The organism is Mangrovibacterium diazotrophicum, from assembly GCF_003610535.1.
Taxonomy (GTDB): domain Bacteria; phylum Bacteroidota; class Bacteroidia; order Bacteroidales; family Prolixibacteraceae; genus Mangrovibacterium; species Mangrovibacterium diazotrophicum.
The window spans coordinates 3,651,587-3,675,784 of the sequence record NZ_RAPN01000001.1 but is presented as its reverse complement, the minus strand read 5'-3'; the positions used below and the strand labels follow the sequence as shown (position 1 = coordinate 3,675,784).

The 24,198-nt window shown below is 45.3% G+C and carries 15 protein-coding genes; 4 read left to right on the top strand and 11 right to left on the bottom strand.

The window, feature by feature from the left end; genetic code table 11:
* The first annotated feature begins 4 nt into the window (after positions 1–4).
* From atpH to atpG, 3 genes are read left to right on the top strand one after another with little or no spacing between them, the layout of a single operon-like run.
* Positions 5–553, top strand: coding sequence for an ATP synthase F1 subunit delta (gene atpH / locus BC643_RS14430; RefSeq protein WP_120273749.1), 549 nt, complete (start codon positions 5–7; stop codon positions 551–553).
* Between the two features lie 15 nt (positions 554–568).
* The gene (gene atpA, locus BC643_RS14425; protein ID WP_120273748.1) at positions 569–2,146 is read left to right on the top strand and encodes a F0F1 ATP synthase subunit alpha; all 1,578 of its coding nucleotides are present in this window, start codon (positions 569–571) and stop codon (positions 2,144–2,146) included.
* 45 nt (positions 2,147–2,191) lie between these two features.
* Entirely contained in the window at positions 2,192–3,070 is an 879-nt protein-coding gene (gene atpG, locus BC643_RS14420; RefSeq protein ID WP_120273747.1) for an ATP synthase F1 subunit gamma, read from the top strand.
* Between the two features lie 72 nt (positions 3,071–3,142).
* Here the strand turns inward: atpG and BC643_RS14415 are convergent, their stop codons facing one another.
* From BC643_RS14415 to rplM, 5 genes are all read right to left on the bottom strand, one after another.
* Positions 3,143–5,281: a rhamnogalacturonan lyase gene (locus BC643_RS14415; protein WP_170154568.1), complete on the bottom strand. Its 2,139-nt coding sequence runs from the start codon at positions 5,279–5,281 to the stop codon at positions 3,143–3,145.
* 152 nt (positions 5,282–5,433) lie between these two features.
* Positions 5,434–6,261, bottom strand: a complete 828-nt coding sequence (tsf, locus tag BC643_RS14410; protein WP_120273746.1) for a translation elongation factor Ts — start codon at positions 6,259–6,261, stop codon at positions 5,434–5,436.
* Positions 6,262–6,294: 33 nt separating this feature from the next.
* Positions 6,295–7,128: a 30S ribosomal protein S2 gene (rpsB, locus tag BC643_RS14405; RefSeq protein ID WP_120273745.1), complete on the bottom strand. Its 834-nt coding sequence runs from the start codon at positions 7,126–7,128 to the stop codon at positions 6,295–6,297.
* Between the two features lie 111 nt (positions 7,129–7,239).
* Positions 7,240–7,626 carry a 30S ribosomal protein S9 gene (gene rpsI, locus BC643_RS14400; protein ID WP_120273744.1) on the bottom strand — a complete coding sequence of 129 codons (387 nt, stop codon included), beginning with the start codon at positions 7,624–7,626 and terminating at the stop codon, positions 7,240–7,242.
* A 2-nt stretch (positions 7,627–7,628) separates the two neighbouring features.
* Positions 7,629–8,087 carry a 50S ribosomal protein L13 gene (rplM, locus tag BC643_RS14395; protein WP_120274300.1) on the bottom strand — a complete coding sequence of 153 codons (459 nt, stop codon included), beginning with the start codon at positions 8,085–8,087 and terminating at the stop codon, positions 7,629–7,631.
* A 490-nt stretch (positions 8,088–8,577) separates the two neighbouring features.
* On the opposite strand from rplM, the gene BC643_RS14390 reads away from it, so the two are divergent.
* Positions 8,578–9,867 (top strand): DUF4861 domain-containing protein, encoded by a 1,290-nt coding sequence (locus tag BC643_RS14390; protein WP_120273743.1) that lies wholly within the window; start codon positions 8,578–8,580, stop codon positions 9,865–9,867.
* Between the two features lie 152 nt (positions 9,868–10,019).
* On the opposite strand, the gene BC643_RS14385 is transcribed toward BC643_RS14390, so the two are convergent.
* From BC643_RS14385 to BC643_RS14360, 6 genes are all read right to left on the bottom strand, one after another.
* Positions 10,020–13,235 (bottom strand): DPP IV N-terminal domain-containing protein, encoded by a 3,216-nt coding sequence (locus tag BC643_RS14385; protein ID WP_120273742.1) that lies wholly within the window; start codon positions 13,233–13,235, stop codon positions 10,020–10,022.
* 14 nt (positions 13,236–13,249) lie between these two features.
* Complete coding sequence (locus BC643_RS14380; protein WP_170154567.1) at positions 13,250–15,571, bottom strand: DUF5117 and DUF5118 domain-containing protein; 2,322 nt, start codon at positions 15,569–15,571, stop codon at positions 13,250–13,252.
* A 30-nt stretch (positions 15,572–15,601) separates the two neighbouring features.
* Complete coding sequence (locus BC643_RS14375; protein WP_120273740.1) at positions 15,602–17,998, bottom strand: zinc-dependent metalloprotease; 2,397 nt, start codon at positions 17,996–17,998, stop codon at positions 15,602–15,604.
* An 81-nt stretch (positions 17,999–18,079) separates the two neighbouring features.
* Positions 18,080–19,036 (bottom strand): putative zinc-binding metallopeptidase, encoded by a 957-nt coding sequence (locus tag BC643_RS14370; RefSeq protein WP_120273739.1) that lies wholly within the window; start codon positions 19,034–19,036, stop codon positions 18,080–18,082.
* Positions 19,037–19,068: 32 nt separating this feature from the next.
* Complete coding sequence (locus tag BC643_RS14365) at positions 19,069–20,550, bottom strand: RagB/SusD family nutrient uptake outer membrane protein (RefSeq protein ID WP_170154566.1); 1,482 nt, start codon at positions 20,548–20,550, stop codon at positions 19,069–19,071.
* 11 nt (positions 20,551–20,561) lie between these two features.
* The gene (locus BC643_RS14360) at positions 20,562–24,155 is read right to left on the bottom strand and encodes a SusC/RagA family TonB-linked outer membrane protein (RefSeq protein ID WP_120273737.1); all 3,594 of its coding nucleotides are present in this window, start codon (positions 24,153–24,155) and stop codon (positions 20,562–20,564) included.
* Positions 24,156–24,198 lie beyond the last annotated feature (43 nt).

Sequence of the window (24,198 nt, the reverse complement as noted above, 5' to 3'; positions counted from 1 at the left end):
GGGTATGGATCAAAGTAAAATCACAGTCCGTTACGCCAAAGCCTTCTTCAGCCTTGCCAAAGAGAAAAATAAACTCGATGCGCTTAAAAAAGACATTGAGCTTATTTCCGGTTTGTGCAAGGACAGTGCGGAATTCAGGCTTTTGTTGGAAAGCCCGGTCGTAAAAACGTCCCAAAAAATCAAGCTGATCAAAGCCATCTTCGCCAAAAGCATCGACGCACTGACGCTTAATTTCCTGGAACTGATTACCACGAACAAACGCGAATCTCATATCGCGGGGATATGCCGTAACTTTTTAGGCCTTTATCGCCAGGAGCAAGGAGTGAAATCGGCTTTGTTAACGACAGCTGTCGAGTTGGATCCTGCGATTATTGCAAAAATTAAATCGAAACTGGAAACCGAACTCCAAGTCCAGATAGAACTGAGCAAACAGGTTGACGAGAATTTGATCGGCGGTTTTGTCCTCCGTATCGAAGACCAGCAGCTGGATGCCAGCATCGCGAGTCAATTGCGCAGAGTAAAAGAGAAATTATTACAATCCGAAATCAAATAGAAAAACAAGATAACCATGGCTGATATAAAACCTGCTGAAGTATCTGCGATACTTAAACAACAACTGGAAGGATTCAAGTCGGAAGCCGAACTGGAAGAGGTTGGTACAGTCCTAACTGTGGGTGATGGAATTGCCCGTATTTACGGTTTATCCAACGTTGAATCGAACGAAATGATTGAATTCGACAGCGGGATTAAAGGAATTGTGCTGAACCTGGAAGAAGATAACGTGGGTGCCGTATTACTCGGTCCTTCAGAAAAAATTAAAGAAGGTGACACCGTTAAACGTTTGCAGCAAATTGCCTCTATCGAGGTTGGCGACGGCGTTTTGGGTCGTGTAATCAATACAATTGGTGCTCCGCTGGACGGTAAGGGCGCTATTGCAGGCGAAAAATTCGAAATGCCACTGGAACGTAAAGCTCCGGGGGTTATTTTCCGTCAACCGGTAAAGCAACCTTTGCAAACAGGTATCAAAGCAATCGACGCGATGATTCCAATCGGCCGTGGACAGCGTGAGTTGATTATTGGTGACCGCCAAACTGGTAAAACAGCCGTGGCAATTGACACCATCATCAATCAACGCGAAAACTTCGAAAAAGGCAAACCAGTATATTGTATCTATGTAGCCGTGGGACAAAAAGGTTCTACTGTTGCCAACATTGCATCAACTTTGGAAAAACACGGTGCAATGGATTATACGGTAATCGTTTCGGCTACCGCATCTGATCCGGCAGCGTTGCAATTCTACGCACCTTATGCAGGAGCTGCTATTGGCGAATATTTCCGTGATACGGGTCGCGATGCACTGATCATTTACGATGACCTGTCGAAACAAGCTGTTTCGTATCGTGAGGTTTCCTTGTTACTTCGTCGTCCACCGGGTCGTGAAGCATATCCGGGTGACGTTTTCTACCTGCACTCCCGCCTGTTGGAACGTGCAGCAAAAATCATCGACTCGGATGAGATCGCAGCAAACATGAACGACCTGCCAGAATCGTTGAAAGGCAAAGTGAAAGGTGGCGGCTCGTTAACTGCACTTCCGATCATTGAAACGCAGGCCAGCGACGTTTCTGCCTACATTCCAACCAACGTAATTTCAATTACCGATGGTCAGATTTTCCTGGAATCGAACCTCTTCAACTCAGGTGTTCGCCCGGCGATCAACGTAGGTATCTCGGTATCTCGTGTAGGGGGTAACGCCCAGGTGAAAGCAATGAAAAAAATTGCCGGTACCCTGAAGCTTGATCAGGCCCAGTTCCGCGAATTGGAAGCCTTCTCGAAATTCGGTTCAGACCTGGATGCGGCTACCATGCGTGTATTGGATAAAGGTCGTAAGAACGTTGAGATCCTGAAACAGGGACAATATATGCCAATGAAAGTTGAGCATCAAATCGCTATTATTTATTGCGGTACCAAAGAATTGCTTCGCAGCGTGCCAATCGCGAAAGTGAAAGAATTCGAAAAAGGATTCCTTGAATTGATGGAAATGCAATATCGTCCGACCCTGAACGAGCTCCGCGACGGGAATTTGACAGACAGTGGTATTGCCAACATTGAGAAAGCAGCAGCGGAAGTTGCCGCCCGTTTTAAATAATTGATTGGATTGGGGCATGTCCCCACGGAAGCATAAATTACCGAAATGGCTAGTTTAAAAGAAATACGAACCCGAATATCATCGGTTAAAACAACCCGACAGGTAACCAGTGCCATGAAAATGGTATCGGCAGCTAAGCTGAAGAAAGCACAGGATGCGATTCTTCAGATTCGCCCGTACGCTGATAAACTGCACCACATTTTACAAACGATAAGCACACTCCTGGACGACTCGGTTGAGTCAGTTTTCACAGAGCAACGCACGCCGGAAAAAGTACTGATCGTGCTGATCACATCGAATCGCGGCTTGTGTGGAGCATTCAACTCATCGATCTCGAAGACTGCGGTAGATTTGGCTCAAACCAAATATTACCGACAACTTCAGGCCGGCAAAGTCAGTTTCCTTGTGGTTGGAAAGCAGGGTGAAAAATATCTGAAATCGCGTAAAATGCCTATTTCAGGACAAGCGAACCATGTATTCGATTCGTTGACTTTTGAACACGCATCTGTATTGGCTCAAAACCTGATGGATGATTTCGAGTCGGGACATCACGATCGGATTGAACTGGTATACAACGAATTCAAGAATGCGGCTGTGCAGAATTGTACGGTCGAACAATTCTTACCTGTTCAGGAAGAAGACAGCGACCTCAAAAATGTCAACACAAACTTCATTTACGAGCCCAGCATGGCCGAGATTGTCAATGACCTCATTCCAAGATCATTGAAAATCCAGTTCTTCAAAGCACTATTGGACTCGAATGCGGCTGAACACGGCGCCCGAATGACTGCCATGCACAAAGCCACCGACAATGCTTCGGAACTCATCAAAGAACTGACGCTGACATTCAATAAAGCACGTCAGGCGGCAATTACCAACGAGATTCTGGAGGTTACCAACGGTGCCAATGCCTTGAACGGATAATTACAATAAACCGCATAAAAAAGCCTGTTTTGACGATCAAAACAGGCTTTTTCTTTTCAGTTAACCTAATGGCTAAAAGTTCAGTATTTTGTTCGTAAAAACACGGTCTTTGGAGCGCCATTTTACAACAACCATTGAATGATTCGCTGCGATGGAGAATTCGTAGGTTTTACCCTTTACGGCACAATCGCTGAAAATAGTCTGCCCTTTCATATTAACAACTGATACGGCATCAATCTCATCGTCTGACTCAATCCTGATTTTGTCATTCACTTTGTAAACCCTGGTATCTGCAGACTTAATTAGCTTAGAGCTTGTTGTAATACTATATTGAGGCGTATAAATTGATGGCGTCGGAATACTTGTCAACCCATCACCAATGTAGAAGCCCAAATGCGGAGGCTGGTTGTAGGCAACATTCTGCCAGGCTATCCCCATCCGGTAAACGGGGTCATGCATTGGCGTATACAATTTGTAGTCAGTCGGAATAACAGTCGAAAATAAAACAAGCTCGCTGCCATTGGAGCTGTTGTAGTAGACAACCTCTTCTCGCCAATCGCCCAAAATATCGGCACTCAGGCAAGGATTCGCTTTTGTACTGTTGATTTCTTTAGCGTTAGAATAATTGTAAAAGGTGAAAAGACGGTCCGTACCACCAGTTGTTTTCCATTTATCGAGCTTAGTTCCATCCAACAACTCATCCTGTAAATCGCCATCCCAATAAACTCGGAAATTAACCGACGGACGACTTGTTGAAACAACTTCACCTTTGCATGAATAAACATTTGAACTTGCCGTACTCCACATCTCAAATCCACGATGATTCGGATCGATATCCGCAGCTAAACCGCGGCCAACATCTGTCCCTGAAAACGTTCCCCACTTCACACCTCCGGTTCCGGCATTGTGAATCTCGTAGCCATAGGTAGCCGTTTTTTCTTCATGAACATCCCATAATTCCAATCCATCTTCATCCGGATCCAAATCCGAGAGATGCAGCGCATCTCCATGTCCCAAACCCGTTCGATACAACAAACTTCCATCGTCGTCCCACGCACACGACCCATAAATAATCTCATCCTTACCGTCAACATCAACATCACCAACGCTCAGGTTATGATTACCCTGTCCGTACGCGCCAATACCGGAAGTAGATCCGGAATCGTAAAACCAGCGTTGCACAAGCTTCTTATCTTTCACGTCATAAGCAGCTAAACAGGAACGGGTGTAATAACCGCGCCCCATGACCACGCTTGGCTTGGTGCCGTCCAGATAGGCAACACAGGCCAGGAACCGATCCTGACGGTTTCCGTAATTATCGCCCCAAATCGCTTTCAATTCCGAAGTCGTGGGATTCAGTTTCGTGGGATGACGTGGCGGGTCATAGGCAACTGTATTTAGTTCCGCTCCGGTCAATCCATCAAATAAGGTAAGATATTCCGGACCAGACAAAATTGTTCCACTGCTGGTACGATAGTCAGCTGAAGAATCATCGGAGCCCATTATCACCGCATTTCCTTTTCCATCGACTGTTCCAGGAGCTGTTTTACAAACCAACTCTGCCCTTCCGTCGCCATCCAAATCGTACACCATAAACTGCGTATAGTGTGCTCCTGCGCGAATATTCCGGCCCAAATCAATCCGCCATAGCTTGGTGCCATCTAATTCATAAGCATCGATAAAAACATTACCAGTGTAACCCGATTGCGAATTGTCTTTTGAGTTGGTCGGATCCCATTTCAGTACAATTTCATATTGTCCATCGCCATCCAAGTCGCCAACACTGCAATCGTTGGGCAAATAAGTATAAGTAACATCGTCAGGAGTCGTGCCACCCGCCGGCTGATCCAAAGCAATGGTGAGATACTGTTGCGCCCAAGGAGTTACCGGCTGCGATTCCATTCCTGAAACTTCTTCGCCGTCAACCAGTACTTTGAGCACGTAACTATCCGCCTGTGACCCCGAAGTGTCTGTAAAATTGGTCAAGCTGAGCGGACTCTCGTTGATCAGCTGGTTGTTTCGATAAAGATTAAAGGTAACTGTTGAACCGTCGGTTCCAAGGGAACGCCAACTTACAAATACGGCGTTGGTTGTCTTAATAGCCAGAAGGCCACGATCGAGGTACTCCATTTGTCGGGATTGGCCTGTAACACACTGTCCACAAAAAAGGAGAATGCAGCACCATCCCGCCAGAAGAAAGACTTTTTTCATCTGTTCAGTAGTTTAGTTTTATGTAGTAGTTAGTAGAAACCGGCAGAACCGGTAGCGGCTTTAAAGATAGTCAAAAATCGGTAGCCAAGCCAAAAGAAAAGGGCCTCCGGCGAGTGCCGAAAGCCCTTTCAAACTTTATCGTAGTTTGCTATTTATTCACCTAATGTGAAACGGATGAAACCGGTTGCAGTCAAACCTTTGCTTGAAGAATTCAAGTATTCTTGAACAGATACTTTGTTGTCTTTTACAAAAGCTTGGTTCAACAAGGTGTTTTCTTTGAAGAATTTAGTCAACGCACCTTGAGCAATTTTATCCAACATTGCTTCTGGTTTACCTTCCTGACGGAATTTTTCTTTAGCGATTTCCAATTCTTTCTCGATAACTTCCTGAGAAACGAAATCTTTGTCAACAGCTACCGGATTCATTGCAGCTACTTGCATAGCTACGTCTTTAGCAACTTGTGTGTCAACATTCTCTTGGTTGAAACCAACCAAAGTAGCCAATTGGTTACCCGGGTGAATGTAAGCAACAACAGAAGCAGCATTGATGCATCCGTAGTAAGACAAATCGATTTTTTCACCGATAACACCGGTTTGTTCAGTAACGTGATCTGCAAGGGTACGACCATCCAGAGTTAACGCTTTCAGAGCGTCAAGGTCAGCTGGCTTGTTTTCAACAGCAACATCCAGGAAACTTTGAGTCAACGCAACGAAACCTTCGTTTTTAGCAACGAAGTCAGTTTCGCAGTTTACCACAACGATTGCACCAAATTTGCCATCGGCACTAGTTTTAGCCAAAGTAGCACCTTCTGAAGCCTCACGGTCAGAACGTTTGCTAGCTACCAGTTTACCTCTTTCACGGATAATTTCTACAGCGCGGTTGAAGTCACCTTCTGCCTCTGTTAAGGCATTTTTACAGTCCATCATACCAGCGCCGGTTGCTTTACGCAACTTCATTACATCTGCAGCAGAAATTGCCATATCTTTCTTGTTTTTTTATTTTATAATGAGCAATTATTCTTCTGAATCATCTTCGTCATCCAGATCAACGTCTACGTCGTCTTCATCGTCGTCAGCAGCAACAGCAGCTTTAGCAGCTTCTTTTTTGTCAGCTTTTGCTTTTTTAGGAGCAGCTTCGTCGCCTTCTTTCTCACGTTCAACTTTGCGTTCGCTCAAACCTTCAGCGATAGCTTCGCACATGATGCGAGTTACCAGGCGGATTGATTGAGAAGCATCGTCGTTCGCAGGAATTACGAAATCGATTCCTTCAGGATCAGAGTTTGTATCAACCATCGCAAATACAGGGATACCCAATTTTTGAGCTTCACGTACAGCGATTTTTTCTTTCAATACGTCAACTACGAACAGAGCAGCTGGAAGACGAGTCAGGTCAGCAATTGAACCCAATACTTTATCCAGTTTCGCACGTTGACGAGTGATTTGCAACTTTTCGCGTTTTGATAAGTTATCCCAACTGCTATCTTTCATCATTTTGTCGATAGAGATCATTTTCTTAACCGCTTTGCGGATAGTTGGGAAGTTTGTCAACATACCACCAGGCCAGCGTTCTACAACGTAAGGCATGTTCACATTGCCAACAGCTTCAGCAACAAGCTCTTTTGCTTGTTTTTTTGTAGCCACAAATAAGATTTTGCGTCCCGATTTGGCAATTTGTTTGATGGCAGCAGCAGCTTCATCGATCTTCACTACAGTTTTTTGCAGATCGATGATGTGGATACCGTTTTTCTCCATAAAAATGAATGGAGCCATGTTTGGATTCCACTTTCTTTTCAGGTGACCAAAGTGTACACCTGCATCCAATAATTCTTGAAAATTTGTTCTTGGCATCTTTTTAACTTTTGAAATAAAATGTTGAAAAGCAACCGCTGAGTAGTCCCTCGTCTGTGCCGGGGAGTCTCAATGGTTTCAGATCCACAGTTATTCGTTGTAAATAATATATTAACGTTTTGAGAACTGGAAGCGTTTGCGAGCTTTTGGTTGACCCGGTTTTTTACGTTCCACTTCGCGTGGATCACGAGTCATGAAGCCTGCATGTTTCAATTCTGGCTTGTATTCAGGATTAATTTCAACCATTGCACGGGCAATACCCAAACGAACAGCTTCCGCTTGTCCTTTGATACCACCACCGTCAAGGTTTACTTTAATGTCGTACTGCTCAGCAACGCCTAACAAGTTCAGAGGTTGCTTCACGATGTACTGAAGAGTACCATTTGGGAAGTATTCGTTTAACTCCCGGTTGTTAATGGTGATGTTACCTTTACCCTCACTTACATAAACGCGGGCAACGGCTGTCTTTCTACGTCCTAAGGTGTTTACTACTTCCATGGTTACAATTTAATTGTATTCAAATCAATAACTTTCGGGTTTTGAGCTTCTTGTTTGTGCTCAGCGCCGACATACACTTTCATGTTACCATAAATAGCACGTCCCAGACGATTTTTAGGCAACATACCTTTTACTGCTTTTTCAACCAAACGCTCCGGATATTTTTTCATGATTTCAGCCGGAGTTTGGCTGCGTTGACCACCTGGATAACCAGTGTAGCGCAGATAAATTTTGTCATCTAACTTGTTACCAGTCAGCTTCACTTTTTCAGCGTTGATAACAATTACATTGTCTCCACAATCTACGTGAGGAGTAAAATTGGGTTTGTGTTTTCCACGCAACAACTTGGCTACAGCACTGGCCAAACGACCCAGCGGCATGCCGGTTGCATCAACAACAACCCATTCTTTGTTTACCGTGGCACTGTTGGCCGATACGGTTTTGTAAGATAAAGTATCCACTTGCTCTAATTTTTTTAAATTAAACACTAAAAGTTGCAAAAACTTACATCTCAATCTGTTGCTGATTTCCCGGTTATCAACATCGGGCTCGTTAATAACTTTTCTATCATCAACATTTTCAATCAATTATAAGAACTGCAAGTACGGACAATAATCGGGACTGCAAAAGTATTTCTTTTTTTTGAAATAACAAGTGGTAGAACTCGGTGAAATAAAATTTTAACACAAAGATTTATAGGAATTAATGGCTGAAATCGTTTCGGCAAGGAAGCGAGTGGCAAAGTGCCATACTCCTTTTTGTAAAAATTCAAATTGAAGACTGAGCCGGAAATAAATTGCAATCGATTGCAATTTTTAAGAAATTCGATGATGCATCCTGTCTATTATCCTTTAACTTTGACATTTCACTAGTCAATCGGATTTGACGAATCCGACAAAAGTGAGTGAAAACGAAAACACTACGCCATAAACAATCTTATATATTTACGATATGATACGAAATCCATTTACTACGCTCGGGAGCGCCGTGCTTTGTACATTAGTATTCTGCCAATGCCAAACCGCTCCGCAAGCAACAAGCATCGAGCTTTCGAACACTTCATCGGTAAACCTGACCGACAAAGCAATTGCGATTGAACGCACACAGCTCCCCAACATCACTGAAGGGGAAGTCTATCCATTGATCATCGCCTCGACGGGAGATACAATTGCATCTCAGTTGAATGACCTGGATGGCGATCAAAAATGGGACGAGGTGTTTTTTGTTGCCGACTTAATGGCCGGTGGCGATGAAACATACTCGCTAACCTGGGTCAATGAGAAACCGGAATACACCGTGCGTACCAGCGCCCGCTTCGGGAAACGCAGCTCTGCTGATACACCGGTTCAACCCGCAACCAGCGAGGTCCTGTTGGCTAACCAACTTCCAAAGAGCATCGGCTACCAGGCCTACCAAACCGACGGCCCTTCGTGGGAAAACGACAAAATTGGTTTCCGCCACTATTTCGATGGGCGCAATGCTCAGGATCTGTTCGGTAAAAGAGCCTCTTTTATTTCGCCCGAGAATGTTGGCATCAACGCCAACGGTGAAGTGGAAGACAATTACCACGTGATGGCCGATTGGGGTCGCGATATTTTAGCGGTAGGTAACTCGGTTGGACTTGGTGGCTACTCGCTGATGATCGGCGACAGCCTGGTTAGACTTGGCGTGTTGGTAACCGACTCAATTAATAATGTAGAGAAAACGACCTTCAATATTGTAGACGAAGGCCCGGTCAAGTCAATTATGGATTACCATTACGAAAACTGGCACCCTCTGGACCGCAGCTACAATGTTGACGAAAGAACCGTTATCTGGCCGGGTATTTACGCCTATCAAAACACAGTGAAGTTCTCAAAACTGCATGGTGACGAAACCTTAGTCGTTGGTTTAGTAAATATCAACAACCAGAATCCGCTGGAAGAGATCGCCGTGAACGATGATTGGATGGTGTTATTGACACATGATATGCAAACCTATAACCGCGGTTGGTGGTTGGGCCTCGCCATTATTGTGCCACGTTCGATTTACGAAGGTTATACCGAGGCTCCCCAAACAGGTAAGCTGACAAACAGTTTCCTGGCTAAGCTGAAAGTTGAAAATGATAAGCCGGTTACCTATTACGCAGCAGCCGGCTGGGAATTGAGCGACGACCGCTTCAAAAATCACGACTACTGGAAGAGCTATGTTGAAAACCTGGTTCAGCAGCTTTCTGCCAAAGTTGATGTCAGTATCCAATAACCCAGACATAAAACGAAAAATAAGCGCACAGACCAAATGATCTGCGCGCTTATTTTTTGACGGCCATTACATGAAAAAAGCTGATTTGTGAATAAGTCAGCTTTGGAAAAATATCGACATTCTTCTTTGGGGGAAAAGAAGGGAGTTACTGTTTAATTACCCGAATGTCGATTAATCAGGTATTTCGTAAAGTAATCACGTTTCCGATTTTCAAAATACGTTTTATAGGGGCCTTCAAAATGGTGCCCTTGCCCGGGCAACACCAGCAAGTCAAAATCTTTTTCCGCTTTAATCAGCGCATCCACCATTCGATAGGTGTTTGCCGGATTCACATTGATATCCGATTCGCCAGTGGCCAGCAACAGCTTACCTTTTAAATTTAGAGCAAGCTCCATGGCAGTTTTTACCGAGAAGCTGTTATCCTCACCTATTCCCTGGTAATATTCGCCCCAGTTCCGGTGGTAGATGTAGTTATCGTAGTTACCGGACGACGCCACAGCTACTTTATAAAAATCGGGATAGGTACACATCGCTACAACCGACATTAAAGCACCTCCGGAATGCCCAACAATCCCCACGCGGGTTGAATCAATAAAGTTGTAGCGACGAGCTAATTGCTCCAGTCCGTATTTATCATCGGCTATCGGGTAATCGCGTAAATTTCCATGCCCGTAGGAAGAATACGCCTTGCCCCGGTGTGGAGCTGATCCCCGATGCCCCATACAAACCACGATGACTCCACGCTGTGCCAGAGCTGTGTTGTTATACCGATCCAGCACGGTAAAATTAGTCCACACCGTTTCGGTGAATGGGCCTGGATAAACCTGCGACACAACCGGGTATTTTTCATTCGGGTCAAAATCAAAGGGCTTCCATATGATTCCATATAAATCGGTCTTTCCATCAGCAGCCTTTACCGTAAACTGCTCGGGGAATTTCCAACCGTAGTCTAAAAGCGGTTGAATGTCAGGTGTTGCAACGGTATCCAACAGATTGCCGGAGCAAGTTCGGGCTATAATTCTCGGAGCCGTATCAATACGCGAATAGTTGTCGATGAGCATATTGCCAGAGATATTTACAAACACATTGTGATCGGCATTCTCGGGCGTCAGCAGTTTGGCATTTTTACCATCCAGGTCAACGCGATATAGCAACTTATAATTCGGATTGATGCCTTTCTCCCGCTCATAGCAAGAATAGAAAACCTGCTGTGTTTTTTGATCAAATCCGGCAATTCGTCCGGCGGTCCAATTTCCGGTACCCAGGCTGTTTTTTAACTTTCCATCTTTATCGTAGCGATAATAATGGCCCCATCCGGTCCGATCCGACCAAAACAGGATATCCTCTCCCTTATTCAGGATTTTGCAGGCAAACTTCATCTCGTTGAAAACCGGCTCGCAAACTTCATGAACCAATCCCTTGCACTCCCCGCTGCGGTCGATGTAGCAAAGTTCAATTTCTTTCCGTGTTCGTTTTATCCGCATAAAATAGAAGCGATCATTGACCTCATCAGCTCGAACGGGGTAAAGCTGCTGCCCTTCCCAACGTTCCACATCAACCTGCTGAATTTCGCCCTTAGCCACATCGCCGATATAAACTTCCGTACGATCGATCGTTTGATCCCCAGGCAGTTGAAAATCGTAATTGATGGTAGTTGGGTAAGGCTGAGTAGTTGAGTTGATTACACTCATTTGCCGAACTCCGCGGGTGTCATTCTTTGATATGACGAATTTAGAGTCTGAAATCCATTTTACTTCAGAAAGCTGGTAGGCCGCTTTAGCTTCACCGTCATTGGTGAGCTGAACGATACTCGAATCGCCCAGGTTTCTGGAGAAGAGATTGTAATTTTGCTCAAACAGTTCAAACTTTTTATCAGGTGACAAGCCCCAGAGGACTGGAGGAAATTGCTTTTCCGGAATTTTCTCAATGGATTTCCGTTCAGAATCATAAGCAAACCGTTGCCCCCCGGCGGTGAAACTGGCGACCAAGCCCTGCTCATCAAATGAAGGATAAAGTGACACCCAGGAAGTGTCGATACCCTCAGCGAGAAGTAGCGAGTCAATGATCATTTTGTTATAGATTGAACGAGTACCCTTCCCCGCTTCATAACTTTTAAATTCGCTTTTGCCTCCGGGCTCCGTCCAGCCAAAGTAACAAACCTGCTTTTCGGGATGGAAGAATGGAATTATGGTCGTGGAACCGATCTTGTTTTCCAGGTTCGGCACGTCATAGCGTTCCACATTCGGGTCAGCGTCATTCATGTAATATTTCATCAAACCTACCAGGTTTGGATTGCGATTGCACAGGACAATTCGCCGCATCAACTCGTAAACTACATGGGTTCGGATTTGATCTGCATTCAAATAAAAGCCGAAAAAATCGAATAAGGCTTTTTGATTGGCCGCACTGAAATCGGAGACATGGTCTGTGAGCAATTGCAAAGCCAATGCAGTATCGCTGACACATACGGCTTTGGCCACATCCATCAACACCAGCAAGGCGGGTCTATCGACTAATCCTTCTACCCGTTTGATTCGTATTTTAAAGGCATCGAAGTCAGCACAGTTGCGACCATTATCGCGGAAATAACGACCATTGAATGTGTTGGCGGTAATCTGAACAAAGTTGTCGGAAATACGTCCGTAAAGCAGCGAATCGTCTACCTGCCCTTTAAAGTAGGCCCAATGTTCAACCAGGTAATTCAAATTTCGACTATTGGAATAGGCAATGCGGCTGCTGAAAGAGCTTTCGCCAAACAACATCCAGTTTTCAGGTAAAGCGCGCTCATCAGGCGACAGTTTATTAAAATACTGATCGGCCAGGCTAACCGCTTCTTCAAACTCGCTCACTTTAAACTTCAGGCGAATGAAATCACGCATAAAGGCGTCATCGTAATTTCCACTGGCATATCGCTCATTCATCAGGCGAAAGCGGTTGGCAGGCTCAAGCGCCACCCGGGCACTGTCGATAAAGCGATCACCTTTCATACCGCCTACAAACTTGTAGATGAGTTCGCCTTTGCCATTCAGGAACAAATAAGTAGGGTAAGCCTGAACGGCATATCGTTTCCCAACCTCAGGTCCTTCACCCACTTCCATATCCAGCTTCAGCGGAATAAAAGACTGGTTGACAAAATCCGCCACCGAATCGAGGGTAAATACTGTTTTGGCCATCATCTTACAGGGGCCACACCAACTCGTATAGCAATCGATAAAAATCAGCTTATCTTGTTCGCGCGCCTGCTGCAAAGCCTCATCCAGCGTGCTGTGCTGAAAATTGACTTCCCGGTTTTGCGCCTCAACTACCTGCACTCCGAAGAGCGCCAGCAGGAGAACCAAGACTATTTTAGTAATGAAAAAATCATTCATGGTTTGATTAGCTTTTAAACCGTTTTATTGAAAAACTCGCGATTCATTTTCAAAAGAATTAACGAACAATTCTCCTTTACGCGAGCATCAGTCTTCTTATGATCCTGTAGTTTCTGAATCTCATCACGCACATGAATCAGGTACAAGTTAAGCATAGCCGAAGAATCGGATAATCCGCCGGTGATATTGTTTTCGCTAGCCGCCTGAATGAGGTTGACTGCAAACTGCAACTGAATACTTAACTGCACCTGTGTTTGAGAAACAGCCGGATTGTAATTGGCAAAGATGACGCGATCAAAATAGGCAAACAGATCAGAACAAGTGAAAACCGTGTCACCATAAGCACTCTCGGCCTCGGCCAACGAGTTGATCACCTCTTTACGCAACAGATTCCGCATGACGCCATTGGCCATGTCTACCGCGAATTTGCTTTGATCGACCGGAAATACGCGGTTGATCTCTTCATTCGAGAACCAGGCAGGTGCTCCGCTGAACACATATTGTTCCAGCGCTGCCAAGGCAGCTTCCTGCTTGGCTTTCGGCACATAGACCAAAGGGGTTTCATTTTCGCCACGAATAACGGTGCGCTTGGTGCGACCACCAACATACATCGCCATTTGGTTGATAAAGAACTGGTAAATCGAAAAGGCTTGACCCGCCAACTTTGAAACCATTTCGGGGCCGCTTTGTGCTGCCGGCCAATTAGCTACCCGTTCAGGTATTTGCGGATAGATGCGTTCCAGGTTATTTAATCCCAACTCGCTTGCTTCCAAGAGATCATTAGATAAGAACAAGGGTTGCGACATAGGATCCAGTTTATCATTTTCGGCATAGTAACACGCTTTCATCGAAGGCGATTCAGTGCGATTGCCATAAGCATAAGCTATCGCTTCAACATCGTACAACGACACCTTGGGCAACAGCAGTTCCGGCGCGATTTTATCTTCCGGCTGAACGAGGTAATCCACCATTTTTGCACCAACTACTGTGGCTGTTGGTCCCCATTGCTTTAACCACTCGGTATTGCGAACTTGTTTTGGTGTGAAAGCCGTGCAAGCGGGATAATTTTCCTTTAATCCCAACACCGAGCCAATGACACCAGCCAAATGAGAAGTCAAGATTTGCTCCCGAAGTTCCAAGGATTGCAATTCCGTCTCCAAACGCTCATCAGTCAGGCCGCACCACAAAAAATAATTGATCTGCATGTCCTTAGCCGATTCATCCAAAAGACTGATCCGCGCTGCCAGAATTTCACCGCTAACCGGGTCATCAATCACAGATTTGACAATTCCGCTGTATGCATGCCCCCATGAAAACATGAGTTTTTTGTAGCTCAGGGTACCTTCATTCGTATAGCGAAAAACATTCTTCCATCCTGCTTTTTCAAAAGCTGCGTCCCACTGCTTCAGGGCAGACTTTACCGATTCCACAAAAGGTGCCGGTGTGATCGGATCAATCCAGACCTCAATCGGCAGTTCCGGTTCAACGGCAATGCCCTTCGCTTGCAACTTTTGATTCTCAGTTGAAGCCGCTAAATTCCAACGCTTGATATAGTTTTCAATGTTTGCCCGGTAATTCCGGGTGTCGTATTCAACGCGCTCAACACTGTTGAATCCATAAGCCGGGTGATCCTTTTTCATCGCAACCGAATGATCCGGTATCCGTTGAATGAGCATTTCAATCCGAAAGGTGGAGATTTGGTTGCTGCGTTCGCCACTCTCTGAGTTTGGTAAAAACTGACTTTGTGTGCGCAGGGCCGAGAATACAACGCCATTTTCGATCGATCTAAAGCCCTCAACCCGTGAACGGGAAGGATCGGGACTGCTTAACGAGCTCATATCGCTTACATTGAAAATTCCCTGCGGACTATTCAACTCTTGTGTCAAATCAATAATAACTGATTTGCCTTCCTTCCCTTCTGCTACGATCGGGAAATTACGATATACCGGTACCAATCCCGAATTCTGAATGGCTGCAGTCATACAGAAATCAGCAGAGTCGGCTGCAAAAGTCGTTGATTTATTTTGAAACAGATCGAGGCTGTTATTACGCCCTTTTTTGATCTGGATAAGTCCCGACTGGGGAGAAACATAGTTTGAATAACCACCAACAACCTGGGTTGTAATGAGGATGTCTTTCCCAAAAGCCTCTTCCGGAATTTCCAGGTAGTAGTTGTCGCCCGACTGATAAACAAGGAAATAAGCTTTCTCGACAGTCATTGTTTTGGCGTCGTAAAACTGATCGAAGGTCTTTGGCTCCTGCTTGGCCTGAGCTTCGGCGTGGTACCCGGCAAAGGTCAGCCCGACTAAAATGGAAAGTGCAATTAATATTTTCATGTGCTTGTTTTTATCTGAACGATTCATAGCCTATAGCTTTTGTGAGCCGGTTTCCCAGACTTTAATAAAATTCAAAATTGAGCGGTAGTGCACGCTGGTCAGGTCATCATCAGAGCTGGCGCCTTTCTCAGCGTAAGCTTTCAAGCTGTCGATGGTCTGTTTCATTCCCTGCAAAACATTATATGGGATCACAGCCTGATTCTCCAGATTAATGGTTAATTGAGTCAGGAAAGTGCGCTGCATCATTCGGCTGTACGCAGAAACTGCCTGTGTTTGCTTTCCTTCGGGAAACAGCCCTCCATACAATTTTTGTAAGAAATAGGCGTAAGTTGCCGAAGTTGGATCGATAGACTCGCTGATGGAATAGTTCATATTGCTGACCATGAGCTGCCCCATCCGCATGAAAGCCGGATTCTGGATCCGATCATCAAAATCGAAATCAACTTTGTCAATAAAAGAGGCATTAAGCAACCACTCCGGCTCCTGCAAATAATAGGTCGTTAGAAAATCGATGGCTTTTTGCTGTGTTTCCGCCGATACCGCATGGTAGCTATGATTGTTTGTTGCCCCACAACTGCAATCCTCGGTGTAGTAACCACCAATCAACTGCATGACGTGACCCACATAAGCTTCGTATTGATGGAGGACATAATAGAAACGGCGCTTGAGCAAAACATAGTCTTCCGTGCCCTGTTCATTGGTCCATTCCTGCAAATGCTTCATAATGTATTGCAGGTTTTTCATCCCCAGTTCGCTGGCATAAACCACGTCATCGCCGCAGTCCTCAGCCTGTACTCTTGGATCTGATTTTGTTGACTCTTCCACATAGTCACGCCCCCCTCTTTCCAGTTCTTCGGCTACCCATTGTTTTAGCAGGACTGACTCCTGCACGGCAGTCAACGAATCGGGGAAATAGCGGTAACCCCAGTCGATAGCAAAATCGTCGTACACACCAATTCGTGGAAACAGGTTTTCCTGTGTTACTTTGTCTTCGGGTTGCGCCACATAGTTGAAACGTTCATAGTCCATAATAGACGTTCCCAAACCATTGTGAGCAATAAAGCTGTTGCTGCGCAGGCTGTCAACCGGGTAGTAAGTACTTCCCATAAAGTTGTGCCGAAGCCCCAGCGTGTGGCCAACCTCGTGCTTCACCACGGTATTCACCAGCTTGGACATGACATTATGCTCCAAGGGGTAAATTCGGGCGGCCGGATCAGAAGGACTGCACATGGCGAAATACCACATCTGGATTAAATCCATCACCGAGTGGAAAACAGCCACATGCGAACAAATAATTTCGCCCGATCTTGGGTCGACAATCGATGGTCCGTAGGCATTGGGGATGGGTGATGCTTTATAAGAAATGTAGCTGTAGCGTGCATCCTCAACCGAGAAGTCGGGATCTTCAGCTTCGCTAGGTTCCACCCGAGCCAATATGGCATTCTTAAAACCCAATTTTTCAAAAGGTTTTTGCCAGGCTTCAATTGCCTCGCGAATACCTTCAACCAGGTATTCCGGCATTGTTTTGTCAATGTAAAAGATGATCGGTTTCGCAGGCTCAACTAATTCTCCGTCCAAATACTTTTGAACGTCTTCCGGCTTTGGCTCCATGCGCCAGCGATTCACGATCGGGAAAATTTCATTTTCATCAACATTGTGAACCTGCCCACGCATTGATGAGGTAAAATAGCCAACACGCTTGTCGGCCAAACGAATCTTCAAGGGTTTTTCAGGTAGTAAGAACCAGGATGCACCAACTTCCCATTGCAACTTTCCGTAGGTGCTTTGTTTGGGGTTCGCAGCAGCGTAGCAACGGATGGACCTGAAATTGATATTCTCCGGAAAACTTTTCACCTGCACAGAATAGGATTCCTGCTGCAAATAGCCCCCCAGATCCAGCGATACTTGCGCGCCTGCTAAGCCAAATAACTCAGAGTCTCCCTCGTAATAATCGGTAATATCGATTAAGCTTGAACTATCGGAGCGAGCTGTTATTTCAAACGAATGAATGATCGGTTCCAACAGGCTTTTATAGAAATCAGCAAATAAGGCATCTCCACTCTCGGTGTATTTGATATCCGGGCTCACCAAATCAAGCGTATTTTCATGCCTGGTAAAACGAACCAGGTTGTTGTTCATGGAGTCTCCTCCGTAGCCAAAGCGCTTATCCATCCGACGGGTATTCTGCTGAGCTCCTTTCAGAATGGTAATGGTCGACAGAATATCTCTGCCCAAAACCCGGTCCGGTATTTCTAAATAATGTCGTTCCTTGATTTGATAGTAGTTGACAAACCCACTATCGGCTATAGCTGCGTTCGTCACAAATTCACTAATGCTCAACAAACTATCAGCCTTTGCCGATGATTCAGCATGGGCAAATGAAAGCCCCAACCACATCAAAAAACAAAGTGTAAACGTGTTTTTCATGGTAATTTTATGAAGTTTCGGCGCCCGATGGCACCGAAACTATTGTATCTAATTTCTGCTTTTGAATTTCAGGACAAGTGGCTACTGCCCGATTGTATTACCGATCTCTTGCAGATCGATTCCGTAGTTGTCGATGTAGTAGTTACGAACAATGTCGTAACGCTTCTTCATCATTCCGTTCACATCTTTCTGGCTGGTGAAGATGCCTTCCCAGCTTGTTTCTTCCCAGTCCCATTCGCTAACGTAACTCACCTCACGATTTAAATAATCCTCCGAATATAAGACCATCATCAAAACGAAGTTCTGCCAGTCATTCTCGGGAGAAGCCTGATAGTAAGGCTGGAAAACTCCCACTCCCCAAATGTCAGTATTGTTATACAAGGTCGAAACATTCGCATAACTGGTTGATGCAACAAACACCGTTGTTGGCTCAAGCTTATCACGACCCGCCATACTCTCGATAAAAGCGCGGTTAACGGCACGGGCAAAAGTAAGCGTATCGTAAGAAGTCATGTTTAAAACAGCTTCATTGGCATAGCCAACACTAATGTTGTCGTAATTGTAATAGGCATACTGGAGTGTTGGTGCAATCGTAGCCGGCCAGGTTGACCAGTCGTAATCACAATAGGCTACCGTATCGCAAAGCATAATTTTAACCGGTAAAAATTCCTTCAAAAACTGGTCGTTGTACAAACTAAACCAGGTTTTATCCAGCAAGTCCAGTTGCGGAGCTATATAGTCCAGATCGGGCATCGTAACATACAGCCCGGTTACTCCGTCTTGATCTTCTGAAGTCGGCGTTCCGTTTTGCCATTTCGATGGCGTCCAGTAAACATCCTTCTCTGTAAATTCATACAACAAACATGATCCAAATCGATTGTAATAATCGACAATGGTTGCATCGAAATCGTTGGTTCCCTGAGGCACCGTGTAACCATCTTCTATGCCCGAAGGTTCCAATTCGCCTTCTTCTTTAACGCATGCTGAAAACAAAAGCAAGCCCGCAGCAAGAATGGTATATAGATTTTTAATTTTCATTTTACGTCATTTTTTGTGGTTGAAAACATGCTCTAGCGTGGATTTTGCTCCAACTTGTAGTTTCGGTTAATCGCATCGTACGGAATAGGCAACGCGTAGAGCGGGTCGCCCGAGTCCAGCGTATAGTCCGAAGAAACCCCGGCTGCGTCCATGTAAGTATGCGTTACTGACAAGCTCAGACGCTTAATATCAAACCAGCGCAAACTGTTTTCCAGACACAACTCGCGGCGACGCTCCTCCAGGCAAAAAGCCAGTAATGCGTCGGCATCATTCATGTCAACATCCTCATACGTACCAGTGGCATAACGCGTTTGGCGCAGGTAATTCAAATCTGCGAGCGCATTGGCTAAATTATCAGAGCTGCCACCCGCCTTGTACAAGCGAGCATAAGCTTCAGCGCGATTCAGATACACCTCGGCATTTCGGATCCCCCAATCGCCGTAATTTGATTGATACATCCCTATTTTGTTCGGTCTCAAATTATAGTCAACACCGTTGTAATTCACGCTGTAGAAATACGAGGACAGGCGCAAATCATTGGCGTCATACAAAGTGCTCAATTCTGACGATACAGTGTAAGGAGGTACACTGCCCCACTGAAGTTGTGTGGGTAAATAATCGTTGTTGGCTGTAGTAGCCACGCCATAAACCCAAATTGGTTCCTCGCTCACATCCAGGTCATAGATACCTTTGTTGTGAAATGCGGCACTGAATGAGCTCAAGTACGTCAAGGTCGGTTTTTCAGCTAGTACATCAGTTGAATAATCAACCACCTTTTGCCAATCTTCATCGCGGCCCATGTACAAATACATGCGGCTCAACATGGCTTCAGCGGCCAGGTAGCTTACCCGGTGTGCTGAGGGCGCATCGTAATTATCACGCAGAAGTGCGATGGACTCCGTCAAATCACTTTCAATTTGTGCATAGGTATCTTTCAGGCTGGCACGCACCGGAAAATCATCTGTCACATCCATGGTCAATACCAGTGGAACACCCAACGCCTGCTCTGGATTTACGCCTTCAGCATTATACAGCTGACAATAGATCATTGCCAGACGCAAATAGTAGAATCCTCTCAGGAACTGAGCTTGCCCTTTTACCGCATTCTTCTCCGATTCAGAGCCGGATACAAAAGGCAGATAATCCAGCACTACGTTACAGCCCATTATTTTTTCGTAGTAATTCTTCCAGGAATTGGCATCTGACGGGATTGCATAGTCGCCATCAAACATCGCCTTGTCAAACTGGAACATGGCTGTTCCGTTGGAATATTGAGTTACGTAATAATCGTTGTTTAACCCCTGGCATACCAGCTCATCCGTTAAAAGGTTCAGAAACATATCTGAACTGAAATTATACGGATAGGCTTCGGCATACATGGTGGACTGCAGGTCCTCCAGGCTCGACGGAATCAATTCGTCCTGGCTGGTTTCTTCCAGAAAGCTGCTGCAGGAGGTCAAAAACACCATGCTCAACAGCCCCAGCGTATATATGGTCGGTTTTAGAAATTTCATTTTGAATTGCATTAAAAGTTGACACTCAGATTAAGCGAATAGGAACGTGTACGAGGTTGATTACCTGTGGCTACTTCAGCATCACGCCCCTGAAAGTCTTTGCTCACAATCGTAAATACGTTTGAGGCCGATACACCAAGTGTTACAGAACGACAGTTCAGTTTTTTGCAGATATTATCGCCAAAATTGTAATTCAAGGTAAGCATCGACAGCTGCAAGCTCGAAGCGTCTACAACTCTGTCGGTACTGTAGTTGTACATTTCGTAGAGTGTCTCGCCCGTATTGGTTGTTCCCGGGAGAGTTACCGGATTCTGAACAATGTAAGCATCAGGTAAACCGGGGATTGTCGCACTGGTATTTTCTGGTGTCCAGCGGTCGTTCAATTCCGACGACAAGTTTTCGTACTCTGTTGGCATAACAGATGACGCATAAGCTGGACTCAGGAATTTCTTTCCTCCCAGTTGCAGGTAGAAGCTTGCGACCATTGAAAGTTGCTTATAGCGGAAGGTGTTCCCTAACGAACCTGTGAAATCCGGATCCAATTTTCCGACATACTCCATGTAAGAAGTTGGGTTGTCGACCGGATTCTCTCCTTCAGCAACGGTTAAGTCGATAATCGGATAGCCGGTTTCCGGATCAATACCATCTGATTTGAAGGCCCAAAAAGAGGAAACAGCATAACCTTCTTTAAACAAAGAGCCTTGAGCTGCTGATTTCCAGGTTGGATTTTGCGTACCCACTTTGGTCACTTCATTCTTATTTTTCGAAGTACTCAAATTCAGGTTCCAGGTAAAATTGCCGGTACGAACAGGTGTAAAACCAAGCGTCAGCTCGTAACCCTTATTCTTCATGCTACCACCATTCACCGGCATGGTTTCCATTCCATACTCTACCGGAATACTCAGCAGGGTAATCATGTCCTGCCCTTTCTTTTGGTAATAGTCGCCCGAGAAATAAACTTTATTGTTGAAGAGGCTGAAATCGGCTCCAATGTTGTACGAAGTTGTTTCTTCCCAGCGCAAATCTTCATAAGGAAGGTTGCTGATGTTCAGCAAATAGTCTCCCGTATTCGCGTCGTAAAGCTGAGATGTTGCCGTTGTGTTCGGGATTCGCACGATCAAACTTGGACTAAAATCGGTTGCCATGTTTCGCTGGAAACCATACGTTCCGCGCAAGCTTAAACCAGAAACCCAATGCACATCCTGCATCCATTTTTCCCGATTGACGTTCCAACGTGCACCTCCGGCCCAAACGGGATTGAATTTTTCATTCGGATATTGTCCGAAACGGTTCGAAGCGTCACCACGCACACTGAAGTTGGCCACATAGCGACCATCGTAGGCGTAATTTAAGGTCAAGTAATAACCAACATTGTTGGTCAGCTTATCAGTTACCGTGTAATCAAATTCATCCAATAATCCATTCTCCAGCGAGTAGCCATAAGAAGTAATCGTTGGTGGTACTTTCGCAAACGACTTTCCGCGATCATGCAAATAACCGTATACCGTTGATGCATAACCATCGTACTTCGCACTTTGCATTTCGAAACCGATCATGGTTGTCAACGCATGTTTTTGATTAAAAACTTTGTCGTATGAAAGCGTCGACCGGAAGTTCCAGTTCGAAGATTTATTGTCGTCCTCGTTGTACAATCCACCAATGGGTAAACGAGATTGAGCATAAGCATCATCCGTAGAGCTAACGGTTCCATATTCATAGCCACGAATAGCGGTAATTGAATTCGTACGTTCAGTTGCATAGGATACTCCCGTTGTAGAACTGATGTTATAACTACCCAATACATTCAGTTTCAACTCCGGCAAAATGTTATACTGAAGATTCAGATTGGAGTTGATACTTTGACTCGTATTAGTATTGCCCGACTGATCCCGTTCGTTGATGTAATTGAACAGAAATCCGTTGTCTTTCACGTAGTAATACAGTTCGCCATCTTCGTCGTAGGCCGGAATGGCCCGATTTGTCGTACTGGCATATTCGTATGGACTCAGGCCATTGAACCCATTGGTCTCTGATTTACTACCACTTAAACGAAAGCTAACATTCAGTTTTTCATTCACCTGGCTGTTGAACCCGATACTGGCATTCAAGGTGTTCTGGTCGTTTCCAATCGCCGTACCATTCTGGCTGGTATATCCTAAGGACGAATAAATCCGCATTTTCTGATTTCCTCCGGACAGGCTTACATGGTGAGACTGGCTGAAGGGATTGCGAAACAGAATATTGAACCAATCGGTATTCACCGATTCCATCCGCGCTACCTGTGCGTTAAATTCGTCGTAAGTAAGTTCCTTGTTCAGGTATTGTTGCAGCGCGCCGGCATAACCAATGTTGTTATTGGTAAAACTGGCCACCAAACCGCGTTCAAAAATCTCGCGGGAAACAGCCACTCGTTCGCGCGAATTCATGAGTTCCAATTTGTCGTAAGTAACTTGCTCAGCTACATTCAACCCGAGTGAATAAGAAACCGACAATGGGCCAACTTCACCTTGTTTGGTGCGAATTACTATCACGCCATTGGCCGCACGCACACCATAAATAGCCGTTGCCGATGCATCTTTCAACACCGTAATATCATCGATATCATTCGGATTCAACCACGAAATAGAATTCCCCACGTAGTTGCGGATGAAATCGAAATTGTCTTCTGAAATTCCACCTTCGCTATCCAATGTTTGGGTCGAGAATGGCAGCGGGTCTTCCTGAATAATTCCATCAACGACCCAGATTGGTTCCTGGTTTCCCATGAAAGTTGAAGTACCTCGAACACGGGTGCGTTGGCGAACTCCAACTTCACCGGTAGTATTCAGAACGGTAACCCCAGGAAGTTTCCCTTGTAAAGCCTGTTCTATCGAGTTAATGGTGTTGAAGTTCATGTCATCGCGTTCCACTTTGCTCACAGCTCCTGCAACGCGCTGTTTATCCAGGTTTTGATAACCGGTAACAACCACATCGCCGATAATTTTGTCGTCGCGTTTCAATTGAATATTGACTGGATTGACTCCGTTGTACACGACTTCCTGCGTCTTCAATCCGACAAACGAAAAAAGCAAAGTCGTGGTCTCGCCTTGGCGGGTTTTAAGGGCGAAAGAGCCGTTTCCGTCGGTCGTTACACCAACCCGGGTTTCTTTCACAATCACCGTCGCACCGGGAAGTGGTAATCCATCTTCGTCGCCCACATGACCGATAATCTGAATTTCACCGGCTTCGGGCCTGGTTTCCTCCACCGGACTGGGCTTAATCAGGATGTAACTATCGACCACATCGAAGGTCAAACCCGATCCGACCAACACGAGTGTCAGAACATCCCGAACTTCTGCGTCCTTCACGTTAACCGTTACTTTCTTTGAAACGTCCAGCTTTTCGCTGCTGTACATGATAATAATCCCACTTTGTCGCTGCACTTCATTCAGGACTTCTTTTAAAGGAGCCTCCGTGAAATTAACCGTTATCTTTTTCTGCAAATCTTTCAAAGTCAATGCAAAAGAATGACTCACACAAAGAAAAGTCAGCAAAGCGAGAATGGTTAACCTGCCACTCAACCACCGATCGGGTCGGACATAACTTCTCCATAGAAATTTTTTCATACATTTGAGGATTAAACAATTTAACTAAGGGAATATTCCCACT

Bases quoted from the DNA above. Each gene is read 5' to 3' on its own strand.
- atpH (WP_120273749.1), top strand. From the start codon at position 5: ATGGATCAAAGTAAAATCACAGTCCGTTACGCCAAAGCCTTCTTCAGC.
- atpA (WP_120273748.1), top strand. From the start codon at position 569: ATGGCTGATATAAAACCTGCTGAAGTATCTGCGATACTTAAACAACAA.
- atpG (WP_120273747.1), top strand. From the start codon at position 2,192: ATGGCTAGTTTAAAAGAAATACGAACCCGAATATCATCGGTTAAAACA.
- BC643_RS14415 (WP_170154568.1), bottom strand. From the start codon at position 5,281: ATGAAAAAAGTCTTTCTTCTGGCGGGATGGTGCTGCATTCTCCTTTTT.
- tsf (WP_120273746.1), bottom strand. From the start codon at position 6,261: ATGGCAATTTCTGCTGCAGATGTAATGAAGTTGCGTAAAGCAACCGGC.
- rpsB (WP_120273745.1), bottom strand. From the start codon at position 7,128: ATGCCAAGAACAAATTTTCAAGAATTATTGGATGCAGGTGTACACTTT.
- rpsI (WP_120273744.1), bottom strand. From the start codon at position 7,626: ATGGAAGTAGTAAACACCTTAGGACGTAGAAAGACAGCCGTTGCCCGC.
- BC643_RS14390 (WP_120273743.1), top strand. From the start codon at position 8,578: ATGATACGAAATCCATTTACTACGCTCGGGAGCGCCGTGCTTTGTACA.
- BC643_RS14385 (WP_120273742.1), bottom strand. From the start codon at position 13,235: ATGAATGATTTTTTCATTACTAAAATAGTCTTGGTTCTCCTGCTGGCG.
- BC643_RS14380 (WP_170154567.1), bottom strand. From the start codon at position 15,571: ATGAAAATATTAATTGCACTTTCCATTTTAGTCGGGCTGACCTTTGCC.
- BC643_RS14375 (WP_120273740.1), bottom strand. From the start codon at position 17,998: ATGAAAAACACGTTTACACTTTGTTTTTTGATGTGGTTGGGGCTTTCA.
- BC643_RS14370 (WP_120273739.1), bottom strand. From the start codon at position 19,036: ATGAAAATTAAAAATCTATATACCATTCTTGCTGCGGGCTTGCTTTTG.
- BC643_RS14365 (WP_170154566.1), bottom strand. From the start codon at position 20,550: ATGAAATTTCTAAAACCGACCATATATACGCTGGGGCTGTTGAGCATG.
- BC643_RS14360 (WP_120273737.1), bottom strand. From the start codon at position 24,155: ATGAAAAAATTTCTATGGAGAAGTTATGTCCGACCCGATCGGTGGTTG.